This window comes from Duganella sp. GW821-FHT07F09, assembly GCF_059418705.1.
Genome location: NZ_JBWKQJ010000008.1, coordinates 264,226 through 284,479 on the forward strand (window position 1 = coordinate 264,226; position 20,254 = coordinate 284,479).

At 64.1% G+C, this 20,254-nt stretch carries 17 protein-coding genes; 3 read left to right on the forward strand and 14 right to left on the reverse strand.

From position 1 onward, the window contains the following. Positions 1-8: 8 nt before the first annotated feature. The gene (locus tag AC07P1_RS21940; protein ID WP_494697826.1) at positions 9-2,423 is read left to right on the forward strand and encodes a TonB-dependent siderophore receptor; all 2,415 of its coding nucleotides are present in this window, start codon (positions 9-11) and stop codon (positions 2,421-2,423) included. Positions 2,424-2,542: 119 nt separating this feature from the next. Then, a complete protein-coding gene (locus AC07P1_RS21945; RefSeq protein WP_494697827.1) occupies positions 2,543-3,160 on the forward strand; it encodes a 1-acyl-sn-glycerol-3-phosphate acyltransferase in 618 nt (205 codons plus the stop codon). 2 nt (positions 3,161-3,162) lie between these two features. Here AC07P1_RS21945 and AC07P1_RS21950 read toward each other — a convergent pair whose 3' ends face one another. The 8 genes from AC07P1_RS21950 to AC07P1_RS21985 form a co-directional block, all read right to left on the reverse strand. After that, positions 3,163-3,717 carry a HupE/UreJ family protein gene (locus AC07P1_RS21950; protein WP_494697828.1) on the reverse strand — a complete coding sequence of 185 codons (555 nt, stop codon included), beginning with the start codon at positions 3,715-3,717 and terminating at the stop codon, positions 3,163-3,165. A gap of 141 nt (positions 3,718-3,858) precedes the next feature. Beyond that, complete coding sequence (gene ureG / locus AC07P1_RS21955) at positions 3,859-4,488, reverse strand: urease accessory protein UreG (protein WP_494697829.1); 630 nt, start codon at positions 4,486-4,488, stop codon at positions 3,859-3,861. Between the two features lie 22 nt (positions 4,489-4,510). Next, complete coding sequence (locus AC07P1_RS21960; protein WP_494697830.1) at positions 4,511-5,191, reverse strand: urease accessory protein UreF; 681 nt, start codon at positions 5,189-5,191, stop codon at positions 4,511-4,513. A gap of 21 nt (positions 5,192-5,212) precedes the next feature. Then, entirely contained in the window at positions 5,213-5,734 is a 522-nt protein-coding gene (gene ureE, locus AC07P1_RS21965; RefSeq protein ID WP_494697831.1) for an urease accessory protein UreE, read from the reverse strand. 6 nt (positions 5,735-5,740) lie between these two features. After that, entirely contained in the window at positions 5,741-7,447 is a 1,707-nt protein-coding gene (gene ureC, locus AC07P1_RS21970) for an urease subunit alpha (RefSeq protein ID WP_494697832.1), read from the reverse strand. A 15-nt stretch (positions 7,448-7,462) separates the two neighbouring features. After that, positions 7,463-7,789, reverse strand: coding sequence for an urease subunit beta (locus tag AC07P1_RS21975; protein WP_315212619.1), 327 nt, complete (start codon positions 7,787-7,789; stop codon positions 7,463-7,465). A gap of 70 nt (positions 7,790-7,859) precedes the next feature. Next, on the reverse strand, positions 7,860-8,162 hold the full coding sequence (locus AC07P1_RS21980; RefSeq protein ID WP_209718341.1) for an urease subunit gamma: 303 nt from the start codon (positions 8,160-8,162) through the stop codon (positions 7,860-7,862). A 16-nt stretch (positions 8,163-8,178) separates the two neighbouring features. Then, the gene (locus AC07P1_RS21985) at positions 8,179-9,054 is read right to left on the reverse strand and encodes an urease accessory protein UreD (protein WP_494697833.1); all 876 of its coding nucleotides are present in this window, start codon (positions 9,052-9,054) and stop codon (positions 8,179-8,181) included. A 339-nt stretch (positions 9,055-9,393) separates the two neighbouring features. Here AC07P1_RS21985 and AC07P1_RS21990 point away from each other — a divergent pair, with 339 nt between their 5' ends. Further along, the gene (locus AC07P1_RS21990) at positions 9,394-10,302 is read left to right on the forward strand and encodes an NAD-dependent epimerase/dehydratase family protein (protein ID WP_494697834.1); all 909 of its coding nucleotides are present in this window, start codon (positions 9,394-9,396) and stop codon (positions 10,300-10,302) included. Positions 10,303-10,498: 196 nt separating this feature from the next. On the opposite strand, the gene AC07P1_RS21995 is transcribed toward AC07P1_RS21990, so the two are convergent. The 6 genes from AC07P1_RS21995 to AC07P1_RS22020 all read right to left on the reverse strand — a co-directional run bounded on the left by AC07P1_RS21995 (position 10,499) and on the right by AC07P1_RS22020 (position 20,192). Then, a complete protein-coding gene (locus AC07P1_RS21995; protein ID WP_494697835.1) occupies positions 10,499-12,244 on the reverse strand; it encodes a DUF885 domain-containing protein in 1,746 nt (581 codons plus the stop codon). 63 nt (positions 12,245-12,307) lie between these two features. After that, positions 12,308-14,491, reverse strand: coding sequence for an EAL domain-containing response regulator (locus AC07P1_RS22000; protein WP_494697836.1), 2,184 nt, complete (start codon positions 14,489-14,491; stop codon positions 12,308-12,310). A 214-nt stretch (positions 14,492-14,705) separates the two neighbouring features. Beyond that, positions 14,706-16,868 carry an ATP-binding protein gene (locus tag AC07P1_RS22005; protein WP_494697837.1) on the reverse strand — a complete coding sequence of 721 codons (2,163 nt, stop codon included), beginning with the start codon at positions 16,866-16,868 and terminating at the stop codon, positions 14,706-14,708. A gap of 203 nt (positions 16,869-17,071) precedes the next feature. Continuing rightward, a complete protein-coding gene (locus AC07P1_RS22010) occupies positions 17,072-18,718 on the reverse strand; it encodes a SulP family inorganic anion transporter (protein WP_494697838.1) in 1,647 nt (548 codons plus the stop codon). A gap of 138 nt (positions 18,719-18,856) precedes the next feature. After that, a complete protein-coding gene (locus tag AC07P1_RS22015; RefSeq protein ID WP_494697839.1) occupies positions 18,857-19,543 on the reverse strand; it encodes a phytanoyl-CoA dioxygenase family protein in 687 nt (228 codons plus the stop codon). Between the two features lie 16 nt (positions 19,544-19,559). After that, on the reverse strand, positions 19,560-20,192 hold the full coding sequence (locus AC07P1_RS22020; RefSeq protein ID WP_494697840.1) for a TetR/AcrR family transcriptional regulator: 633 nt from the start codon (positions 20,190-20,192) through the stop codon (positions 19,560-19,562). Positions 20,193-20,254 lie beyond the last annotated feature (62 nt).

Sequence of the window (20,254 nt, forward strand, 5' to 3'; positions counted from 1 at the left end):
GAACAACCATGCAAAACCAGTTCAAGCGGCGGCCGATCGCCTGCGCTATTTCCCTGTTGATGTGTCTGGGCGGCGCCTTGCCGCCGGCGCAGGCGCAAAACACGCCGGCGCAGAACCAGGCGCAGCAGTTCAACATCGCCGCCGGCCCGCTGGGTCCCGCCCTGCGCCAGTTCGCCATGACGGCGGGCATCCCGCTGACCTTCACCGCCGACCAGACCGGAGAAAAACACACCGCCGGCCTGCACGGCGTCTTCATCGCACAGGACGGCTTTGCCGAGTTGCTGAAGGGCTCCGGGCTGGAAGCGGTACGGATGAACAACGGCGGCTACGTACTGCGGGCCATCGGGCCACAGGCCGCCAGGGAAACCGCGCTGCCGACGGTGACCGTCAGCTCGACGCGCCCGATGACAACCGAGGGCACCGGCTCCTACACGACCGCCGCGACCAACACCGCGACCCGGCTAGAGTTGTCGCCACGCGAAACGCCACAATCCGTCAGCGTGCTGACGCGGCAGCAAATCGAAGACCAGGGCCTGGTCACGCTGGACGACGCGGTCCAGAGCATCACCGGATTGGTCATGCAAAAGGGCTATTACGCGGGCAACTCCGGCAGTTTCAGCGCGCGCGGCTTCCCGATCACCAACATGATGCTCGACGGCGTGCCCACCAGCATGGGCGCCAACGGCACCTTCAACGCCGACAACGCCGACCTGGTGATCTACGACCGGGTGGAGGTGGTACGCGGCGCCAACGGCTTGACCAGCGGCAGCGGCAACCCGTCGGCCGCCATCAATCTGGTGCGCAAGCGCCCTACCGCCGAACGCCAGGTATCGCTGACCGCCAGCGCGGGACGCTGGAACGACTATCAGTTGCAGCTCGACGCCGCCAACGCCCTCAACGAGGCCAAGTCACTGCGCGGGCGCGCCGTGGTCAGCGTTCAGGACAAGGACATGTTCTACGACGTCGCGCACGACCGCACCGAACAGCTGTACGGCATCCTGGAGGCCGACCTCGCCCGCGATACCACACTGACCGTCGGCGCCCACTACCGCAAGCTCGAACACACCGGCGGCTACCCGGATTTTCCAACCCGCGATGATGGATCGTCCCTGAACCTGCCACGCACGGCGAATCTCGGCAACGCCTATGATTTCTGGGACCAGACCGACAAGACCGTGTTCGCCGACGTCGATCACCGCTTCGGCAAAGGCTGGAAGGCCCGCGTCTCGGTGATCCGCAAATGGCAGGATGTCGACACCATGTTCTCCGGCTTCGGCGGCGGCGAGGGCTCAACCACGCAGAACACCCAGGCCTACAAGCTGGACAACCAACAGAGCAGTTTCGACGCGACGGTCGGCGGTCCCTTCTCGCTGCTGGGACGCGCGCACGAGGTGTCCGTCGGCGTGAGCCGGCGCAAAGCCCAGAACGACAACTTCGGCGACTGGGGCGCGCGCGCCACGCCTTTGGCGGTGGACCCGTTCAACTGGAATCCCCACGCCGCCGAGCGTCCAGGCGCCAACTACCAGCGCTGGCGCACCCAAAGCACGGTGCGCGAGAGCGGTCTGTATGGATCGGCGCGCTTTAGCATTACCGATCCGCTGTCGGTCATCGTCGGCGCGCGCTCGAGCTGGTACCAATTCACCAACGAGGGCAACAACACCGGCTACAAGGTCGCACGCGAGATCACGCCGTACGCCGGCATGGTCTACGACCTGGACGCGCGCCACTCGCTGTACGCCAGCTGGACCGAAATCTTCCAGCCGCAAAGCGCGGTGGACGTCAACGGCGACCTGCTCAAGCCCGTCACCGGCACCAACTACGAAGCAGGGATCAAAGGCGAGTATTTCGACGGCCTGCTCAACGCCAGCCTGGCGGTGTTCCAGGTCAGCCAGGAGAACCGCGCGATGACCGATCTGACCGGCCCCTCGCCCTGCCCCGGCACCGCCTCGACCTGGTGCTCGCGCGCGGCGGGCGAGGTGGAAAGCAAGGGCATCGAGCTGGAGGTCAGCGGCGAACTGTCGCCTGGCTGGCAGGCCACGGCAGGCTACACTTATGTCGCCGCCAAATTCGTCAGCGATTCCGACGCCGCCAACATCGGCAAATTGTTCGACGCGGATCTGCCGCGCCACCAGTTCAAGGCATCGACCAGCTACCGTCTGCCCGGTGATTTGAACCGCTGGCGTGTCGGCGGCTCGCTGTCGACGCAGAACGCGGTCTACTCGTCCGACAATCCGAACATCCGCCAGGGTGGCTACACGGTCGTCGGGCTGCACGCGGCCTACCAGTTCGACGACCATCTCAGCCTGCGCCTGAACGTGAACAACGCCTTCGACAAGTCGTACCACCAGATCGGCTGGACCGCCGGCGGCAACTCCTACGGCACGCCGCGCGGGGCCACCGTGACCTTGCACTACAAGCTGTAAGGCCGGAACAGCTTGCCCAGTCGAGGTCGCCAATATAGAATGCGTGCGCGGTTTTTGACCAGGTCCATACCAGCCTGTCAAGAGTGACAAAAAGATAAAACAAAGACAGGGTGGAATGGATGAGCGATTTTGAATTGAAACCGGCGGCGCTGCCGACCTTCTCGCAGCGCCTGTCGTTGCGCGCGCTGAAGCTGGTCGGCTGGCGCGTGCTGTTCCGCCCCCTGCCCGGGCCGCGCGGCATCATGGTGATCTATCCGCACACGTCGAACTGGGACTTTCCGATCGGGTTGCTGTGCAAATGGGCGTTGAATCTTCCGCTGCGCTTTCTGGCCAAGGATTCGCTGTTCAAATCACCGCTGGGCAGATGGCTGCGCGCGATGGGCGGCGAGCCGGTCGAACGCGGCACGCCGAGCGGCACCATCAAGACGCAGGCGGCGCGCATGAACGCGGCCGACTTTTACTGGATGGGCATCACGCCCGAGGGCACGCGCGCCTATCGCCCCAACTGGAAAAGCGGTTTTTACCATCTGGCGCTGGAAGCCAAGGTGCCGCTGGTCCTGGTGTATTTCGATTACGCGACCAAGACGCTGGGCATGGTCGACCATGTTTTCCTGACCGGCGACCAGGAAACCGACATGGCCGCCATCCGCAAGGGCTTCGAAGGCCACAAGGGCCTGTATCCGCAAAACGCGGCGCCGATCGTGCTGTCCGAGCGCCGCGCCGAGCCGCGCGAATAAACTTAAACCGTCGCCGCCAGCATCACGCCGGTGGCGGCGATCGCCGCGCCGGATACCTTCACCGCCAGGGCGGGGCTGATGCGGCCCAGCGTCCTGCCGCTATACACCAGTATCGTGGTCGCCAACAGCATCCCAAAGGCGCTGGCCGCAGCGGGCAGCTCGTGGCCGTGCGCGTTGCCATGCAGGACCGCGAACACGCCCACCATCGTCACGCCAACCGCCGCCGGCAGGCGCGCGGCCACCGCGATCAACACACCCATCGTCGCCACCGTCAACGCGATGCCGGTTTCCAGGCCGGGGATCGTCAGGCCGGCCACGCCGGTCAGTACGCCGACCAGCACCATGCCGATGAAGGTCGCCGGCAGCCATTTGGCGTTGGACTGGCGTACGCTCCAGATGCCGACGGCAAGCATCGCCAGCAAGTGATCCAGGCCGGTGAACGGGTGCGCGAAGCCGCTGAGAAAGTCGTGCGCGTGGGCGCCGCCGGCTTGAGGGTGGGCGGCGGCGGCGGTGCTGGCCAGTGCCAGAATGAGTGCAAGCGCGGATTTTTTGGACATGTGATCTCCTGTTTAAGTGTGCGTTTAGAAGATACACGTAGGGCGGATTAGCGCAGCGTAATCGGCCATGCATGCGCCGTCGGCGGCTCGTGAATGGCCGATTACGGCGTTCCGCCTAATCCGCCCTACGTGTCTCTGTGGTTATGCGGCGTGCGGGGTCTGTCCCAAAAGTCCCTGCTCGCGGATGAAATCGATGACGGCCGCCACACCGTCGCCGCTGCGCAGATTGGTGAAGATGAACGGACGCGTGCCGCGCTGCTGCTTGGCGTCGCGCGCCATCACATCCAGATCCGCGCCCACATGCGGCGCCAGGTCGGTCTTGTTGATGATCAGCAGATCGGAGCGCGTGATCCCCGGACCACCCTTGCGCGGAATTTTCTCGCCACCGGCAACGTCGATCACGTAGATCGTCAAATCCGACAGCTCCGGGCTGAAGGTGGCGGCCAGGTTGTCGCCACCCGATTCCACCAGTATCAGATCCAGATTCGGAAAATCGGCCTGCATGCGCGCGATCGCCTCCAGATTGATCGAAGCATCCTCGCGGATGGCCGTGTGCGGGCAGCCGCCGGTCTCCACGCCCATCAGGCGCTCGGCCGGCAGCGCGTCCGCGCGCAGCAGGATCTCCATGTCTTCCTTGGTGTAGATGTCGTTGGTGATGACGGCCATATCGAACTGGTCGCGCATGCCCTTGCAAAGCATTTCGCACAATGCGGTTTTGCCCGAGCCTACCGGACCACCGATGCCGACGCGTAAAGGATTGGGAGTATTCATATGTTTTATATTGTTTATCTGGTTATGATCTATAAAGACGGCTGTACTGGACCTCGTGCCGCATCGACAGCAGCGACAATCCCGGCGCCCAGTTGCACATGTCGTCGTCGGAAACGGTTTGCGCGTAACGCGCCGCCGCCTCGATATCCCCGCGCAGCGACAGCAGCATGCGCTGGCCGGCCACCTGCCCCAACGGCACGGACTTGACGCACACCAGCACCTGATTCTCGGCCCACGCGAACAGCATCGCCAGCAGCGCGGCGTCGTGCGGAATCCCCAGCGCCGCCACCGCGCAGGCGAAGGCCGTCGGCAAAGCCACTTCCGGCTCGCCTTGCAGTTGCGCCAGCATCCCGGCATCGACGATACCCAGTTCGGCCACCAGCTTGGTCAGCGAATAGCCCATCTGGATCGTCTCGGCGCGGAATTCCGCGCTGTCGCGCGAGGCTACGAAACGCTCGCTCCACTCGGCCACCGCCGCCCAGTCGCGGCGCGACCAGGCTTGCATCAGCCGCCAGCTCACCGGCGCTTCCCACTGCGCCACCACCTCGTGCAGGTGGCGCAGTATCCACGCGCGCGCCTGCTCGGCGTTGGTGACCATGCCGTTTTCCAGCGCCGCTTCCAGCCCCTGCGAATAGCTGTACGCGCCGATCGGCAGGGCCGGGCTGGCGAACTGCAGCAGATTCAATAATGCGGATGCCTGCATCAGAGTTGACTCACCGTTGGCTCACTTCGGATCGCTCGGACGGTGGATCTTCTGGCGCAGCGGGATCGGCGCCAGCGGATGATGGCCGCCGTCGTCATGGTGCGCATGACCGCCGCCATAGGCGCCCGATTCCGGCTCGAAGGCGGCCTGCTCTTCCTCGACCTTGGCGCCCAGGCCGGCCAGCATTTCCTTCAGCACCGCGTCGGCGCGGATGCGCAGGAAGCCGTCGCCGACCTGCGCCTGCGTGTGGCGGTTGCCGAGATGGAAGGCGCAGCGCAGCAAGGTGTGGGCGTCGGCGCAGGTGACCTTGTAGGTCGGTTCCGGCGCGGCCACCACCTTGACGACGCGCTTGTCCTCGCCGGTCAGCAGGTCGCCATCGCGCAGCACGGTGCCGCGCACGGTGAAGACGGCGACGTCCTCGCCGGTGTCCAGCGTGGCGCGCAGGCGGCATTTCTCGCGCAGTTCGTAAGGCAGCACCAACTGCGCGGCGATGTTGGCCGCCGCGTGGTCGGCCGGTGCAAGTTTGGTATGAAGTGTCAGCATAAGTATTTAAAACAGGAAGTAACGCTGCGCCATCGGCAGCACGGAGGCCGCTTCACAGACCAGCAGCTCGCCATCGGCGCGCACTTCATAGGTTTCGGGATCGACTTCCATCTTCGGCGTGGCGCCGTTGTGGATCATGTGGTGTTTGCGCAGCGCGCGCATGTCCTTGGCGACGATGAGGGTTTTATTCAGTTTGAGCTTGTCGCCGATGCCGTCGTCGAACGCCGCCTGCGAGACGAAGGTGAACGACTTTTTCAGCCCGCCGCCGAAAGCGCCGAACATCATCCTGTAGTGCACCGGCTGCGGCGTCGGGATCGACGCGTTCGGGTCGCCCATCTGCGCGGCGGCGATCATGCCGCCCTTGAGTATCGTCGACGGTTTGACGCCGAAGAAGGCCGGCTTCCACAGCACCAGGTCGGCGATCTTGCCCACTTCCACCGAACCCACCGCGTGCGCGATGCCGTGCGTGATGGCCGGATTGATGGTGTACTTGGCGACGTAGCGCTTGACGCGGAAGTTGTCGTTGCGCGAGGAATCCGGCGCCAGCGGTCCGCGCTGCACCTTCATCTTGTGCGCCGTCTGCCAGGTGCGCATGACGACTTCACCGACGCGGCCCATGGCCTGCGAGTCGGACGACATCATCGAAATGGCGCCGATGTCGTGCAGGATGTCCTCGGCGGCGATGGTCTCGCGGCGGATGCGCGACTCGGCGAAGGCCACGTCCTCGGCGATCGCCGCGTCCAGATGGTGGCAGACCATCAGCATGTCCAGGTGCTCGTCGAGCGTGTTGACGGTGAACGGGCGGGTTGGATTGGTCGACGACGGCAACACGTTGCCCTCGCCGACGGCGGCGATGATGTCCGGCGCGTGGCCGCCGCCCGCACCTTCGGTGTGGAAGGTGTGGATGGTGCGGTCCTTGAAAGCGGCCAGCGTGTCGGCCAGATAGCCGCCTTCGTTGAGCGTGTCGCTGTGGATCGCCACCTGGATATCCATCTTGTCGGCCACGCTCAGGCAGTTGTCGATGGCGGCCGGCGTGCTGCCCCAGTCCTCGTGCAGTTTGAGGCCGATGGCGCCGGCGCGCACCTGCTCTTCCAGCGGCTCCGGCAGGCTGACGTTGCCCTTGCCGAGGAAGCCCAGATTCATCGGAAAGGCGTCTGCCGCGCCCAGCATCGAATGCAGGTGCCACGGTCCCGGCGTGCAGGTGGTGGCGGACGTGCCGGCCGACGGCCCGGTGCCGCCGCCTATCATCGTTGTCACGCCGCTCATCAAGGCTTCCTCGATCTGCTGCGGGCAGATGAAGTGGATGTGGGTGTCGACGCCGCCGGCGGTGACGATCTTGCCCTCTCCGGCGATGATCTCGGTGGCGCCGGCGATGATCATCGTCACGCCAGGCTGGATGTCCGGGTTGCCGGCCTTGCCGATGGCGGCGATCATGCCGTCTTTCAGGCCGATGTCCGCCTTGACGATGCCCCAGTGGTCGATGATGATCGCGTTGGTGATAACGGTGTCCATCACCATCGGGTCGGAGCGCACGCGCTGCGACTGGCCCATGCCGTCGCGGATCACTTTGCCGCCGCCAAATTTGACTTCCTCGCCGTAGATGGCGTAATCGTGCTCGATTTCGATAAACAGTTCGGTGTCTGCCAGACGGACGCGGTCCCCTTTGGTGGGACCGAACATTTCCGAGTAGGCGCGGCGCGAGATTGTAGCCATGTTAGCCTTTTATTATTAGCTTTTCGGTGGATTGGTATCCAGCTTGCCCATCACTTTTCCATTGAAGCCGTAGACCTTCTGGTCCCCGCCCAGCTTCACCAGTTCGACGGTGCGCTGCTGTCCCGGCTCGAAGCGCACGGCGGTGCCGGCGGCGATGTTCAGGCGCCGGCCATAGGCCTTCCAGCGCTCGAACTTGAGCTCCGTGTTCACCTCGAAGAAGTGGAAGTGCGAGCCGACCTGCACCGGCCGGTCGCCCTGGTTGGTCACCACCACGCTCTCGGTTTCGCGGCCCTCATTGAGGCCGATCTCGCCCTCCGTGAGCAGATATTCACCGGGTATCATAGTGAGCTCCTTAAAAAAGGTGTCATGTGGTGGTTCGGGTTGGAACGTAAATGGGTATTCATGATGCGGTTCAAGGTATCGGGTTGTGCACGGTGACCAGCTTGCTGCCGTCGGGGAAAGTGGCTTCCACCTGGATGTCCGGGATCATCTCCGGTATCCCTTCCATGACCTGGTCGCGCGTCAGTATTTGGGTGCCGTCGGCCATCAGCTGGGCCACCGATTTTCCGTCGCGCGCGCCCTCCATGATGGCGCAGGTGATCAACGCGATCGCCTCCGGATAGTTCAATTTCAGGCCGCGCGCGAGGCGGCGCTCGGCGACGATGCCGGCTGTGAAGATCAGCAGTTTGTCTTTTTCTCTTGGGGTCAGATCCATGTTCGGGGTTCCAGTATCAGGTTTGCCAGATGCGCGGCGTGACGGCCTCGCGCTCCAGCAGATGCGGGCGCACGCGGCGCCACACGGTGAGCATGAGGCGGCGCGCGGTTTCGCTGTCGTCGCCCAGATGGCGCGCCACCAGCACGCCCTTGGTGTGGGTGATGCCGAAGGCGTGGTCGCCGTCGGCGGCGATATCGGCGCGGATGTGGGACAACGACTCGGCCAGCACGGCGGCCGGCAGCGCTTTGCCGGCGGCGATCAGGGTGGCGCAGACGGTGTGGCCATTCAGCGCCAGCGGGCTGCCGAGGCGACCGCCGACCATCGCGCCCTGCTCCCACCAGATCAATTTACCGTCGCGGCGGATGCTGCTGCGCTGCGTGACGGTGCCGGTGTTGAACACTTCGCCGGAGCCACGACGGCCCATGCACAGGATCTCGCAGCCGATGAAGGTGGCGCCGGCGGCCAGTTCCACGTGCTGCTCGAGCACCACGTTAGCGGTATCAAAAAAGATGGTTTCCTGCGGCAGCCATTCGAGTGCGGCGCCTTCGTTCAGGTGCAGGTGCACGGCCTGGCGGGAGACTTTGCCATTGGCCTTGTACCATTTGGCGGCGCCGGGCGTGGTGATGAAGGCATGGGCGCGGTCGCCGACGCCGATATCGATCGCCAGCTGGTCGCCGCCAACCACGCCGCCCGGCGGATGAACCACGATGGCGTGGCACACCTTGCCGTCTTCCGGGTACAGCGCCTTCTGCACGCGCAGCGGGCCGTAGTGGATGTTATTGAACAGCCGTGTGGTGCCGGCGTCGTCCGCGAATCCGAGCGTGAGACTGGCCTGCCAGGCGGCGTGGACGGCGCTGGCGGCGAGGTCGGACGGTGCGGTGCAATCAGGCATGAGTTGGTGGTTCTATAAATAATGTCTGTACTATGCAAGCCGTGTGCCAGCAGAATGCGATGCACGGCCTGGGACAGCCGGATTTAACGCACCAATTTTGCGCAAATGCACCATTGCGGTGCAAACAACCACATGGTCACGTAGGGCGGATTAGGCGGAACGCCGTAATCGGCCATTTATGAGCCGTCGAAGCGCCTGCATGGCCGATTACGCTTCGCTAATCCGCCCTACGTGGATCAACTATTGATTCAGCCGCAAGTATGCTTTGCCCTGTCAGGTCTTTGTGCGCAACGCTTCCGCCGCCATACTGGATGCATCCAAATTCAACAGGAGCACGACATGAAGGTATTCGTCACAGGCGCGGCGGGATTTATCGGCGGTTCGATCGCGGCGGGACTGGTCAAGGCCGGCCATCAAGTTATCGGGCTGGTTCGCCAACCGGAGCAAATCGAGGAGCTCAAAAAAATCGGCGTGACCGGCGTGGTCGGCAAGCTCGACGACCGCGAACTGCTGATCGCGCAGGCGCGGTCGGCGGACGCCGTCATCAACGCGGCCAGCAGTGACAACCGCACGGCGGTGGAAGCCATCATCGAGGGTCTTTCCGGCTCGGGCAAGGTGTTCCTGCACACCAGCGGTTCGAGCATCGTCGGCGACGCCTCCGGTGGTTTGGGCACCGATAAGGTGTATTACGAGGACCGGTTGCCGGAACCGACGGCGGACAAGGCGGCCCGCGTGGCCATCGACAACCTGGTGCAGGCCGCTGCCGGCAAGGGTGTGCGTTCGGCGGTGCTATGCAATACGCTGATCTACGGCCACGGCGCGCTGCCGCGCGACAGCGTGCAGTTGCCTCGCCTGCTCAAGCAGGCGCGCAAGAGCGGCATCGTGCGCCATGTGGGGCCGGGGCTGAACATTTGGTCCAATGTGCATATCGACGATGTGGTTGACCTGTATCTGCTGGCATTGGAGAAGACCGAGGCCGGCGCGTTTTATTTCGTCGAAAGCGGCGAGGCGTCGTTCCGCGATATGACGGCGGCGATGGCACGCGCGCTCGGCCTGGGCGAGGCGCAGGATTGGCCGCTGGAGCAGGCCAGGGAGGAATGGGGTTATGAGATGGCGTCGTACGGGCTGGGGTCCAATAGCCGCGTGCGGGGCAAGCGGGCGCGCGAGCAGTTGGGGTGGAAGCCGCACCGGCCGTCGGTGCTCGAATGGATCAGCGAGGATATGTTGGGTCGCGCGGGTGGCGCGTGACTCCGCAAGAGCCGCTGGCGGATCTGTGGCGGATTACGGCGTACCGCCTAATCCGCCCTACGTGGATCAACGAGGGATTATAACCAGAGTGGCCACCGCATGCTGAACATGCGGTGGCCACCCCACTTACTAAAATCTGAAACACGTAGGGCGGATTAGCGAAGCGTAATCCGCCATCTACGAGCCGTCGGCAGCCTTAATCCAGATTCGGATAAGGACTCTTGCCACCCTCCTTGATGAACAAATCGATACGCGCCTCCAGCACCGGCAGCGGCACCGAACCCAATTGCAGCACCGTGTCGTGGAAAGCACGGATATCGAACTTCGATCCCAGCGCCGCCTCGGCCTTCTTGCGCGCGTTGATGATGCTCATCTCGCCCAAATAATAAGACAGCGCCTGACCGGGCCACGAAATATACCGGTCCACCTCCGTCTCGATCTCGTGCTCCGACAACGCCGTATTGGCCTTCAAATAATCCTGCGCCTGTTTACGTGTCCAGCCCTTGCTGTGGATGCCGGTATCGACCACCAACCGCGAAGCCCTCCACGCCTGGTAACTGAGCATGCCGAACACCTCATACGGCGTCTCGTACATCCCCATCTCGACACCAAGCCGCTCGCTATACAGCGCCCAGCCCTCGCCGTAGGCCGAAATATAAGCGTTGCGGAACGCCGGACGGCCCTTCTGCTCCATCGCCACCGGCATCTGGAACGCGTGGCCCGGCGCCGATTCGTGCAGGGTCAGCGCCGGCATGCTGTACAACGCCCGCGACGGCAGATTGTAGGTGTTGACCAGATAAACACCAGGACCACCGCGCCCCGACGTGTAGAACGGCGCCTGGTCGTCCGGCACCGGAATGACGGCGAAGCGACGGCGCGGCAGATAGCCGAAGTACTGGCCAACCTTGGCGTCGAACTTCTTGGCGACCCAGGCGGAGCGCATCAGCAACTCCTCCGGCGTCTTGGCGTAGAAGCGCGAGTCGGTGCGCAGGAACTGCAGGAAGGCAGGCAGGTCGCCTTCGAAGCCGGTCTGCTTGATCACGTCCAGCATCTCGGCGCGGATCTTGGCCATTTCGCTCACGCCGATCTGGTGGATCTGGTCGGCGCTCATCGTCGTGGTGGTGAATTCGACGATCTTCGACTGGTAGTAGGCCTTACCGTCCGGCAGATTCTCCGCCGCCAGGTCCTCGCGCGACGCGGGCACGTACTCCTCGCGCATGAACTTCAGCAGATTGCGGTACGACGGCAGCACGTAGGTCTCGATCGCCTTGACGCCTTCCGCCCGCAATTCCTCCTGCCGGGCCGCCGGGATGGTCACGGGCATCGCCTTGAACGGCATGTAGAACACCGTCTCCTGCGGCGTCTTGGCGTCCGTCACCGAGGTGATGGAGCCATCGCGGCCGATCAGCGTGACCTTCGGCGGCGTGAAGCCGCGCGCCATCCCGGCGCGCATGTTGACGATCTGGTCGTTGAAGTAGCGCGGCACGTCCGACAGCTGCTTGATGTAGTCCTGGTATTCCTTTTCCTTGGTCAGCACGTTGCGCGCGGCGCCCGCCATGTTGGACCAGAAGGCCGTGTCGGCGTTGAGCGGCTTTTCATACTCGCGGAACTTCTGGGCGTCGATCAGGGCGCCGATCTGCGCCTTGTAGACCTGGTAGTTGATCAATTCCTCGGCCGACAGCCTGTCCTGCTTGATGCCGTCGAGCTTTTTCATCACGTCCTGCCAGTAAGCCAGGCGCTTTTGCTGGGTGGCCGGATCGATGCGGGGCAAAGTCGTCGATCCGCCCTTCTCGTCGTCCTCGCCCTCCTCCATCTTCTGGCCCAGGCGCCAGGTCCACTCCTGGGTGTAGATGGTTTTGAATTGCGCATCGGCCGGTCCGGCCTTGGCCGCCGGCGCGGTGGCCGGGGTGGCAGCAAATGCCGCGTTCAACGATAAGACCATGCATGCGCCAGCGATGACTGCGCCGAACTTCTTTTCCATAGAGCTCCAGTGGTGGAAGGTTGATTACATGTCCAACAAATTGCGTCGTTCGCGCAGCAGCGCGGTGAAGGCCTCGCCGTTGAGCGGAGGACTGAAATAATATCCCTGCATTTCATCGCATCCGCGCTCGGTCAGGAAGCGCACCTGCTCGCGCGTCTCCACACCCTCGGCGATCACGCGCATGTTCAGGTTGTGCGCCAGCGAGATCACCGACAGCGCGATCGCCGCGTCGTTGGCGCTGGTGGTGACGTCGTCGACGAACGATTTGTCGATCTTGAGCACGTCGATCGGGAAGCGTTTCAGGTAACTGAGGCTGGAATAGCCGGTGCCGAAGTCGTCGAGCGAGATGCTGACGCCGATGTCCTTGAGCTTGCGCAGCGCCGCCACCGCCTTGTTCGGATCGCCCATCACCGTGCCCTCGGTGATCTCCAGGCCCAGGCAGGCGGGCGCGATGCCGTATTTGCGCAAGGTGCCCTCCACATACGGCACCGTGGCATCGTTGGCGAACTGCCCGGCCGCCAGGTTGACCGCCACCTTGATGTCGCCCAGCCCCTGGTCCTGCCACACCTTGATCTGCGCGCACACGCTTTCGAGCACCCACTCGCCGATCGAGTTGACCAGGCCATACTCCTCGGCCAGCGGGATGAAGCGGTTCGGCGGTACCCGGCCCAGCACCGCGTTGTTCCAGCGCAGCAGCGCCTCGGCGCCGGCCATCACGCCGCTTTTCAGGCACATTTGCGGCTGGTAGTGGACCTCGAACTCGTTGCGGGCGATGGCGCCGCGCAGCTGGCCCTGGATCGCCAGCTTGTCGCGGATCTCGGCGTCCATGCGCTCGGTGAAGAAGGCGTAATTGTCGCGGCCGATCTCCTTGGCCCGGAACAGCGCCGTGTCGGCGTTGCGCACCAGTTCATCGAAGCTGTCGCCGTCGGTCAGGCTGACGGCGATGCCGATGCTGGAGGTGACGGTGATCTGCTGGCCCTCGATCACCAGCTCCTTGCGCAGTCCGGCCAGGATCTTCTGCGCCATCGGCATCGTCGCGCTCAGTTGCGCATCGTCGGCGACGATGATCTGGAATTCGTCGCCGCCCTGGCGGGTGACGGTGTCGCCCTCGCGCACGCAATCGGTCAGGAAGCGCGAGATCACCTGCAGCGCCTTGTCGCCGACATCGTGGCCGTAGGAGTCGTTGATGCCCTTGAAGCGGTCCATGTCCAGGCACATGACGGCCACGCAGCCGCCCTCGCGGCGCGCCGTGCCCAGGGTCTGGTCGAAGCGCTGGCGCGCCAGCAGGCGGTTGGGCAACCCGGTGAGCGCGTCGTGGTTGGACAGGAAGTCGATCAGTTGCTGCTCGGCCTTGCGCTCGGTGATATCCATGAACACGGCCACGTGGTTGACCACCTGGCCGGCGTCGTCGCGCACCACGGAGGCGCTCAGCAGGCCGGGATAGACGTCGCCGTTCTTGCGGCGCGCCATGATCTCGCCCGACCACAGGCCGGTGCTCATCACCGACTGCAGCATCTGGTCGAAGGCTGCCGCGTCCTGCCCGCCGGCGTGCAGCATGACGACGTTCTTGCCGATCACCTCCTGCGCCTCGTAGCCGGAGATTTGCGTGAAGGCGGGATTGGTGGCGACGATGCGCGCCTCGCGGTCGGTGACGACGATGGCGTCCTGCGTGGCCTCGAACACCTGGCTGGCCAGGCGCAGGAACTCCTCGTTGGCGCGGCGCTGCTCGACCTCCTTGGCCAGTTCCTCGGTGCGCTCGGCCACGCGCTGCTCAAGCAGCGAGCGTTCGACCGCCAGCGCGTGCTGCGCGCGGCTCAGGCGCACATGGGCGTCGGTGCGGGCCAGGATCTCCTCGGCCTGGAAGGGCTTGGCGATGAAATCGACCGCGCCGAGCGCGAAGCCGCGCACCTTGTCGTCGGTGTCGTGCTGCGCCGACAGGAAGATCACCGGCACGTTGCACAGCTCCGGCGACGCCTTCAGGCGGCGGCATACCTCGAAGCCGTCGATGCCGGGCATGCGGATGTCGAGCAGGATCAGCTCCGGGGGGCGCGACTGGGCGGTCCACAGCGCCAGCTCGCCGTTGGGGGCCTGGCGCACGTAATAGCCGGCCTCCGTCAACAGGTCGCTCAGCAGCTTGAGCGAGGCCGGCGTGTCCTCCACGATCAGCACTTCGCCCTTGGTGTGTTGTTCCGATAAATCCCGGTGCATGTAAAACTCTCTCGCCTTGTTTCGCCGCCGCTGTCCGCCAAAGGATACCGGCGATGTCATGTCACGCATCGCCCCGCTTATTTGCCTCGATTACTTACCTCTATTACTTGCCTCTATTATTTGCCTCTGATGCCCGCCTCTACACTCTTGCCATTAACATGTACTATTAATATTACTAATATATATACTAACTACTATCATATACCTGTCGGGCCTATGCCTCCAGTTCGCTATCCGCCTGGTCCAGCAAGGCGCATAGCTGCGGGTACTGGTGCAGCCGCACCATATGCTCGATGCGCACGACCACGCCGCCCAGTTGCGCCGGCAAGGGCCGCAACAGCAGCGCCACGCGGCCCAGGTTAAGCTCCTGCAACGCCACCTTGAGCTGGCGGCGCAGCGCCGGGTCGAGCCGCGCCAGGTCGGCGCCCGACAGCGGCGCATTGGCGTCGGCGCCGTCGTCGGCGACCACCACGCGGCGCCCGCGCTGCGGCGCCTCCAGCGCCGGCGTGTCCTCGTCCGCCTCGGCGTCGGCCACCGGCACCTTGATGGTGAACTGGAACGTGGCGCCGTCGCCGCGCACCGACTGCACCGACAGCACGCCGCCCATCAACTGGACGAACTCGCGCGAGATGGCCAGTCCCAGGCCGGTGCCCTCTTTCGCGCCCGGCCCCTCGGCCTGGACGAAGGGTTCGAAAATGCGGGTCTGGTCGATCGGCGCGATGCCCGGGCCGTCGTCGATCACCGCGAACGCCAGTTCGCACTGGCAGGTCCCGTCGACCTTGCCCATGGCCCCGCGCACCCGCAAGGTGACCTTGCCCTGGCCGGTGAACTTGACCGCGTTCGACATCAGGTTGAGCAGCACCTGGCGCAGCTTGGTGCCGTCCACCCGCGCCCCGGCCGGCACGCCGGCGCTGTCGAGCTCCAGCTCGACGCCGGTCTGGCCGGCGCGCATGCTGACCATGTCCATCACTTCCTGCAGGATCTCGTCGATGCTCATGATCTCCGTCTGCAGCACCGCGCGCCCGGCCTCGATCTTGGACAGCTCCAGGATATCGTTGATCAGGGTAAGCAGATGCTCGCCGGAGCGGTGGATGATCGCCAGGTTGCGTTTTTCCTCGGGCAGCATGTTCTTCGAATCGGCCATCAGGCGCGAAAAGCCGATCACGGAATTGAGCGGCGTGCGCAGCTCGTGGCTCATATTGGCCAGGAAGATGCTCTTGGCCTGGTTGGCCGCCTGCGCCTGGCGCACCGCCACCGACAGCGCGTTGGTGCGCTCGGCCACCAGCTCCTCCAGATGGATGCGGTGCCGGCGCAGTTCCTGCTCGGCCACCTTGTGCCCGGTGATGTCGTAGTTGACGCCCACCACCCGCGCCGGATGGCCGTCGGCGTCGCGGAAAATCATCGCCTCGCCCTTCATGTAGTGCAAGGAGCCGTCCGGCCAGACCACGCGGAATTCGACGTCGAAGTCGCCGCGCCCGCTCATCGCGCGGTCCAGCAGCGCGCGCACCGGGATGGCGTCGTCCGGATGTATGCGCGCGATCCAATCGTCCATGGAGCCGGCCGCGCCGGCGGGTGTGGCGTGGTCCATGCCGTACAGCCGGTGCATCTGCTCGTCCCACACCAATTCGTCGCTGACGATGTTCCAGTCCCAGATGCCGATGGCCGCCGCGCTGCTGGCGATCTGCAGCCGCTCCTCGCTGGCGTGCATGGCCACGTAGCGGCTGTCCATCAGGCGCACCATGTCGCGGATCGAGGAATTGAGGGTTTTCAGCTCGCCGAAAAACCAGTCGCGCGGCGGCAAGGCGCCCGGATTCTGGCCCGCCTTGACGTTGGCGGCGTAACGCTCGATGGTGGTGATGGGTTTGAAAATCAGCTGCGACAGCAGCAGATAGAGGCTGAAAACAAGTGTCACGTCGAGCACGAAGATCATGCCGATGATGGTGTAAAGCCGCTGGCGCAGTTGCTCGAGCAGCAGCACCGGCGAGGCGTACACGGTGATGGTGCCGATGTTGCGGCCGGCGGCGACGATGGGGCGCCGCTCCGACAGCAGCTCCGGGTTGTCCGGCTCGCGCGCCACCTCCACCAGATGTCCGGCGTTGTCGCGGGTGAGGATGAAGGGACGGCTGCCGGCGGCCGGCACCACCGCGCTGGCGTACAGATCGCGGTTGCTCAAACCGCTGCGCATGATGGTGGTGATCTGGGTCTCGTCGAAGTTCCAGGCCGGCAGGGCCACGGCGGACGCCAGTTCGTCGGCGCTGTTGGACAGCGTCTGGCGCAGCTGCTCCCAACGATGCGCCCTCTCCACCTGGTAGAAATACAGCGCGAAGGTGGTCAATACCAAGGTCACCACGGCCGTCAGCGTGACGCTGACAAACATGGCGATGGAGATTCTGCCTGCGCGGCGGGCAAGTCGGTACAGCATCGGCAACCAGTCGATAGTTAGTCTGTGGGGCTCCGTTGGCGAGGCCGAGAACCCAGGAGTTAAATCATAGTTTCAAACCGACCGGAAGTCCATGCGTATTATTACCCACAGGCATTAAATGTATAAATAATATTCATAATGGTTATTTGCACAACGCCTCACCCGTCCTTTCCGGCCGCCAGCAGATGGTCGGACGCCATGGCCGTGCTGAGGAACAGTTTGCCGTTCAGCTCGCGCAGCAGTTCGCTCTGGCGCAGGCGGTCCATCACCGGCCCCTTCACCTCGGCCAGGTGCATGCCGATGCCACGCCGCTTGAGGCTTTGATTGAGCTCCGAGAGCGCGAACAGCGCCGTGGTGTCGATCGAACTGACCGCCGTCATCACCAGCACCAGATGGCGCGCGCTCGGGTGGGTCGCCAGTTCGCACTCGATACGCTCGGACACCGCCTCGACGTTGCCGAAGAACAGATTGGCGTCGATGCGCAGCACCAGCAGTTCCGGCCTGGTTTCGGCGGGATAGCGTTCGATATTGCGGAAATGCTCGCTGCCGGCGATGCGCCCCAACACCGCGATGTGCGGCCGGCTGGCGCGCCAGATCAGGGTGCCCATCGACAGCGCCACGCCGACGATCACGCCGGCCTCCACGCCCATGGCCAGCACGCCCAGGCAGGTCGCGCCCCAGGCCAGCGCGTCGCTGCGGTCGTACCGCCAGGCGGTGCGCAGGATGCCCAGTTCCAGCATGCCCAGCACGGCGACGATGATGGTCGCGGCCAGCGTGGGCAGCGGCAGCAGCGCCAGCCAGCCGGTTGGTGCCAGCAGCGCGCAGGCCAGCAGCGCCGCCGTGATCAGGCTCGCCAGCGGCGTGTTGGCGCCGGCGGCGAAGTTGACGGCGGAGCGCGACAGGCTGCCCGTCACCGGAAAGCCGCCCGACAGCGCGCTGGCGACGTTGGCCGCGCCGAGGCCGACCAGTTCATGGTTGCTGACCAGTTTCTCGTTGCGCTTGAGCGCCAGCGACTGCGCCGCCGACATCGACATCAGGAACACGATGAAGCCGATCAGCAGCCCCGGTTGCAGCAACTGCGGCCAGTGGGCGCTGGAGGTGGCCAGGTTCAGGCGCGGCAGGCCTGGCGGCACCGAGCCGGTGGTGCGCACGCCCATTTCGGCAAGGCCGGTGGTCGCCATCAGCAGGATGCCGCCCAGGACCACCAGCATCGGCGCCAGCTTGGCGCCGATATCGGCGGCGGCCGGCGGCAGGCCGCAGCGGCGCAGCAGGCCGGCCAGATAAAACTTCGACAGCACCAGCAGCAGCAGCGAGCCGACGCCCAGCGCCGCGCTCGGGGTGTGGAAATGCGGCAGCGGCGCGCCAAGCAGGGTCTGAATTTGATCGAAGGCGATGACGATCGCCGAGCCGACGGTGAAGCCGCTCATCACGGGGCGGGAGAAGAAATTGGCCAGGAAGCCCATGCGCAGCAAGCCGCACAGCAGCAGCACGGCGCCGGAGACCATCGCCAGTTGCGCGGCCAGCACGGTGGCCAGCGCGGAGCCGGCCGGCGCCAGCGGCCCGATGGCGGCCGCCGTCATCAGCGACACGATGGCCATCGGCCCGACCGATTGCGTCATGCTGCTACCGAACAGCGCATAGACCACCGGCGGCAGGATGCTGGCATAAATACCGACCACCGGCGGCACTCCGGCGACAAGCGCATAGGCCATCCCCTGCGGGATCATCATCATGGCGACCACCAGGCCGGCGCTGATATCGCCAGGCAGCAGCGCGCGCCGGTAGTGCTTCAACCAATGCAGCATCGTGGTTCCGGAAAACTGAAAACCGCCAGCGTACGCGATCGGGCACAGCCGGTCCAGAGCCAAACTCGTTTTTTACATTACGTAATGCGAAAAACACATAAGCAGCACCGGGCGATGCCCGAAGCCCGACGGGCGACCTTACTTCCTGAGATAACGCGCCGTGGCCATGATTCTGACGTTATGCGTCGCATTGATCGATGGTGTGTGCAACACACGCATATCCATTAAGTAGATGTCACCTGCGTCGCCCGACATTTCAACGATAGAAATATTAGGTGCCAGTTGCGTCACATCGCCGCCAGCGCGCAAAATTTCGCAAGCTTGTCCGCGTAGATTGTTGCGACGATTGAAGAGGTGTGAACCTGCCAATGCCAGCGTGCCACCACCATGACTCTTTACCTGATCGATCAGAATAAAGGCTTGGATGCCCGGGACGAGTTCAGAAGACGACGAGGCGACATCGGTATGCCAGTTCAAGCCGGTTAGCGACCAGGCGCCCTGATTTGGCAAGGAAATCAGCATTTGTTGGTGGGCGAAAGCTAGCTCCCGTCCCGCCAGCTTAGGCAGCATGGAGACGACTTGCTCTGGCAAAAGTCGGTTGTGCAGATGCTCGTCCCTGATCGCGGAGGATATCTTTACCGTTTCCTGAAATGGCGTAAGGGTCTTGTTCACCGCCGACAAACGTTTGCCCGACGACCACAGGTTCAATCGCTTTAACTCAGCCCAAACGTCGTCTCGCACGTTACTTAGCTGTTTCTTCGGTATCGCTCCTCGAAGGAATAGATACCCTTGCTCGTTAAACGACGACAGTTGTTGTGGTGTCATGTTTGCACCGGTCCCGTCAAGTCCCTGGCAAAGACGCGCGAACCGTCTCCAGAATCTCCAGCGACATCTCCTCGTCATCGACCGCCCTTGCCAGCACGATCGCTCCCACCATCGCCGCGTAAGTGGTCAACGCCTGCTTACGCTTCGCCGCCTGGTCCTCACCCGGCACCAACTCCTCCAGCACCGCGATCTGTCCCTTAGCCCCCTCGGTCAGCGCCTGGCGCACCTTGGGCCCCAACCGCGCGATATCCGGACCCAATGAGGTAATCGAACAACCCGATTCCGGCCCATCGCGATGACGCACCGACAAATAACTATCGCCGATGCTCGCCATCGCCGTCTCCGGTGCGTTGAGGGCTGCCGCCGCCCTCTCGCGCCAGCGCCCGACCGACTTCTTGAACGCATGCGCGGTCGCTTCGGCCAGCAAATCCTCCTTGGAGGCGAAGTGACCGTAAAACCCGCCATGCGTCAACCCGGCGCTTTTCATCAGATCGACCACGCCGATGCCGTCGTAGCCCTTCTGGCGGAACAACCGCGCCGCCGTCTCGACGATGCGCTCGCGGTTGAGCGCCACTTGCTCCCTGCTGACTTTCATATGCGACTCCCAAATGCTGCACCAATCGGCATCATCATACATGATGATCGTCATGTATGACACTACTTCAAGGTCACTGTCGATTGACAAGTACAGTTTAAATATGACACCGTCGG

Excerpts from the sequence above, each read along its gene's own strand:
- AC07P1_RS22000 (WP_494697836.1), bottom strand. The coding sequence starts at position 14,491 with ATGCACCGGGATTTATCGGAACAACACACCAAGGGCGAAGTGCTGATC.
- AC07P1_RS22010 (WP_494697838.1), bottom strand. The coding sequence starts at position 18,718 with ATGCTGCATTGGTTGAAGCACTACCGGCGCGCGCTGCTGCCTGGCGAT.
- AC07P1_RS21940 (WP_494697826.1), top strand. The coding sequence starts at position 9 with ATGCAAAACCAGTTCAAGCGGCGGCCGATCGCCTGCGCTATTTCCCTG.
- AC07P1_RS21945 (WP_494697827.1), top strand. The coding sequence starts at position 2,543 with ATGAGCGATTTTGAATTGAAACCGGCGGCGCTGCCGACCTTCTCGCAG.
- ureC (WP_494697832.1), bottom strand. The coding sequence starts at position 7,447 with ATGGCTACAATCTCGCGCCGCGCCTACTCGGAAATGTTCGGTCCCACC.
- AC07P1_RS22015 (WP_494697839.1), bottom strand. The coding sequence starts at position 19,543 with ATGACACCACAACAACTGTCGTCGTTTAACGAGCAAGGGTATCTATTC.
- ureE (WP_494697831.1), bottom strand. The coding sequence starts at position 5,734 with ATGCTGACACTTCATACCAAACTTGCACCGGCCGACCACGCGGCGGCC.
- AC07P1_RS21990 (WP_494697834.1), top strand. The coding sequence starts at position 9,394 with ATGAAGGTATTCGTCACAGGCGCGGCGGGATTTATCGGCGGTTCGATC.
- AC07P1_RS21985 (WP_494697833.1), bottom strand. The coding sequence starts at position 9,054 with ATGCCTGATTGCACCGCACCGTCCGACCTCGCCGCCAGCGCCGTCCAC.
- AC07P1_RS21975 (WP_315212619.1), bottom strand. The coding sequence starts at position 7,789 with ATGATACCCGGTGAATATCTGCTCACGGAGGGCGAGATCGGCCTCAAT.
- AC07P1_RS21995 (WP_494697835.1), bottom strand. The coding sequence starts at position 12,244 with ATGGTCTTATCGTTGAACGCGGCATTTGCTGCCACCCCGGCCACCGCG.
- AC07P1_RS21960 (WP_494697830.1), bottom strand. The coding sequence starts at position 5,191 with ATGCAGGCATCCGCATTATTGAATCTGCTGCAGTTCGCCAGCCCGGCC.
- AC07P1_RS21980 (WP_209718341.1), bottom strand. The coding sequence starts at position 8,162 with ATGGATCTGACCCCAAGAGAAAAAGACAAACTGCTGATCTTCACAGCC.
- AC07P1_RS22020 (WP_494697840.1), bottom strand. The coding sequence starts at position 20,192 with ATGACGATCATCATGTATGATGATGCCGATTGGTGCAGCATTTGGGAG.
- AC07P1_RS21950 (WP_494697828.1), bottom strand. The coding sequence starts at position 3,717 with ATGTCCAAAAAATCCGCGCTTGCACTCATTCTGGCACTGGCCAGCACC.
- AC07P1_RS22005 (WP_494697837.1), bottom strand. The coding sequence starts at position 16,868 with ATGTTTGTCAGCGTCACGCTGACGGCCGTGGTGACCTTGGTATTGACC.
- ureG (WP_494697829.1), bottom strand. The coding sequence starts at position 4,488 with ATGAATACTCCCAATCCTTTACGCGTCGGCATCGGTGGTCCGGTAGGC.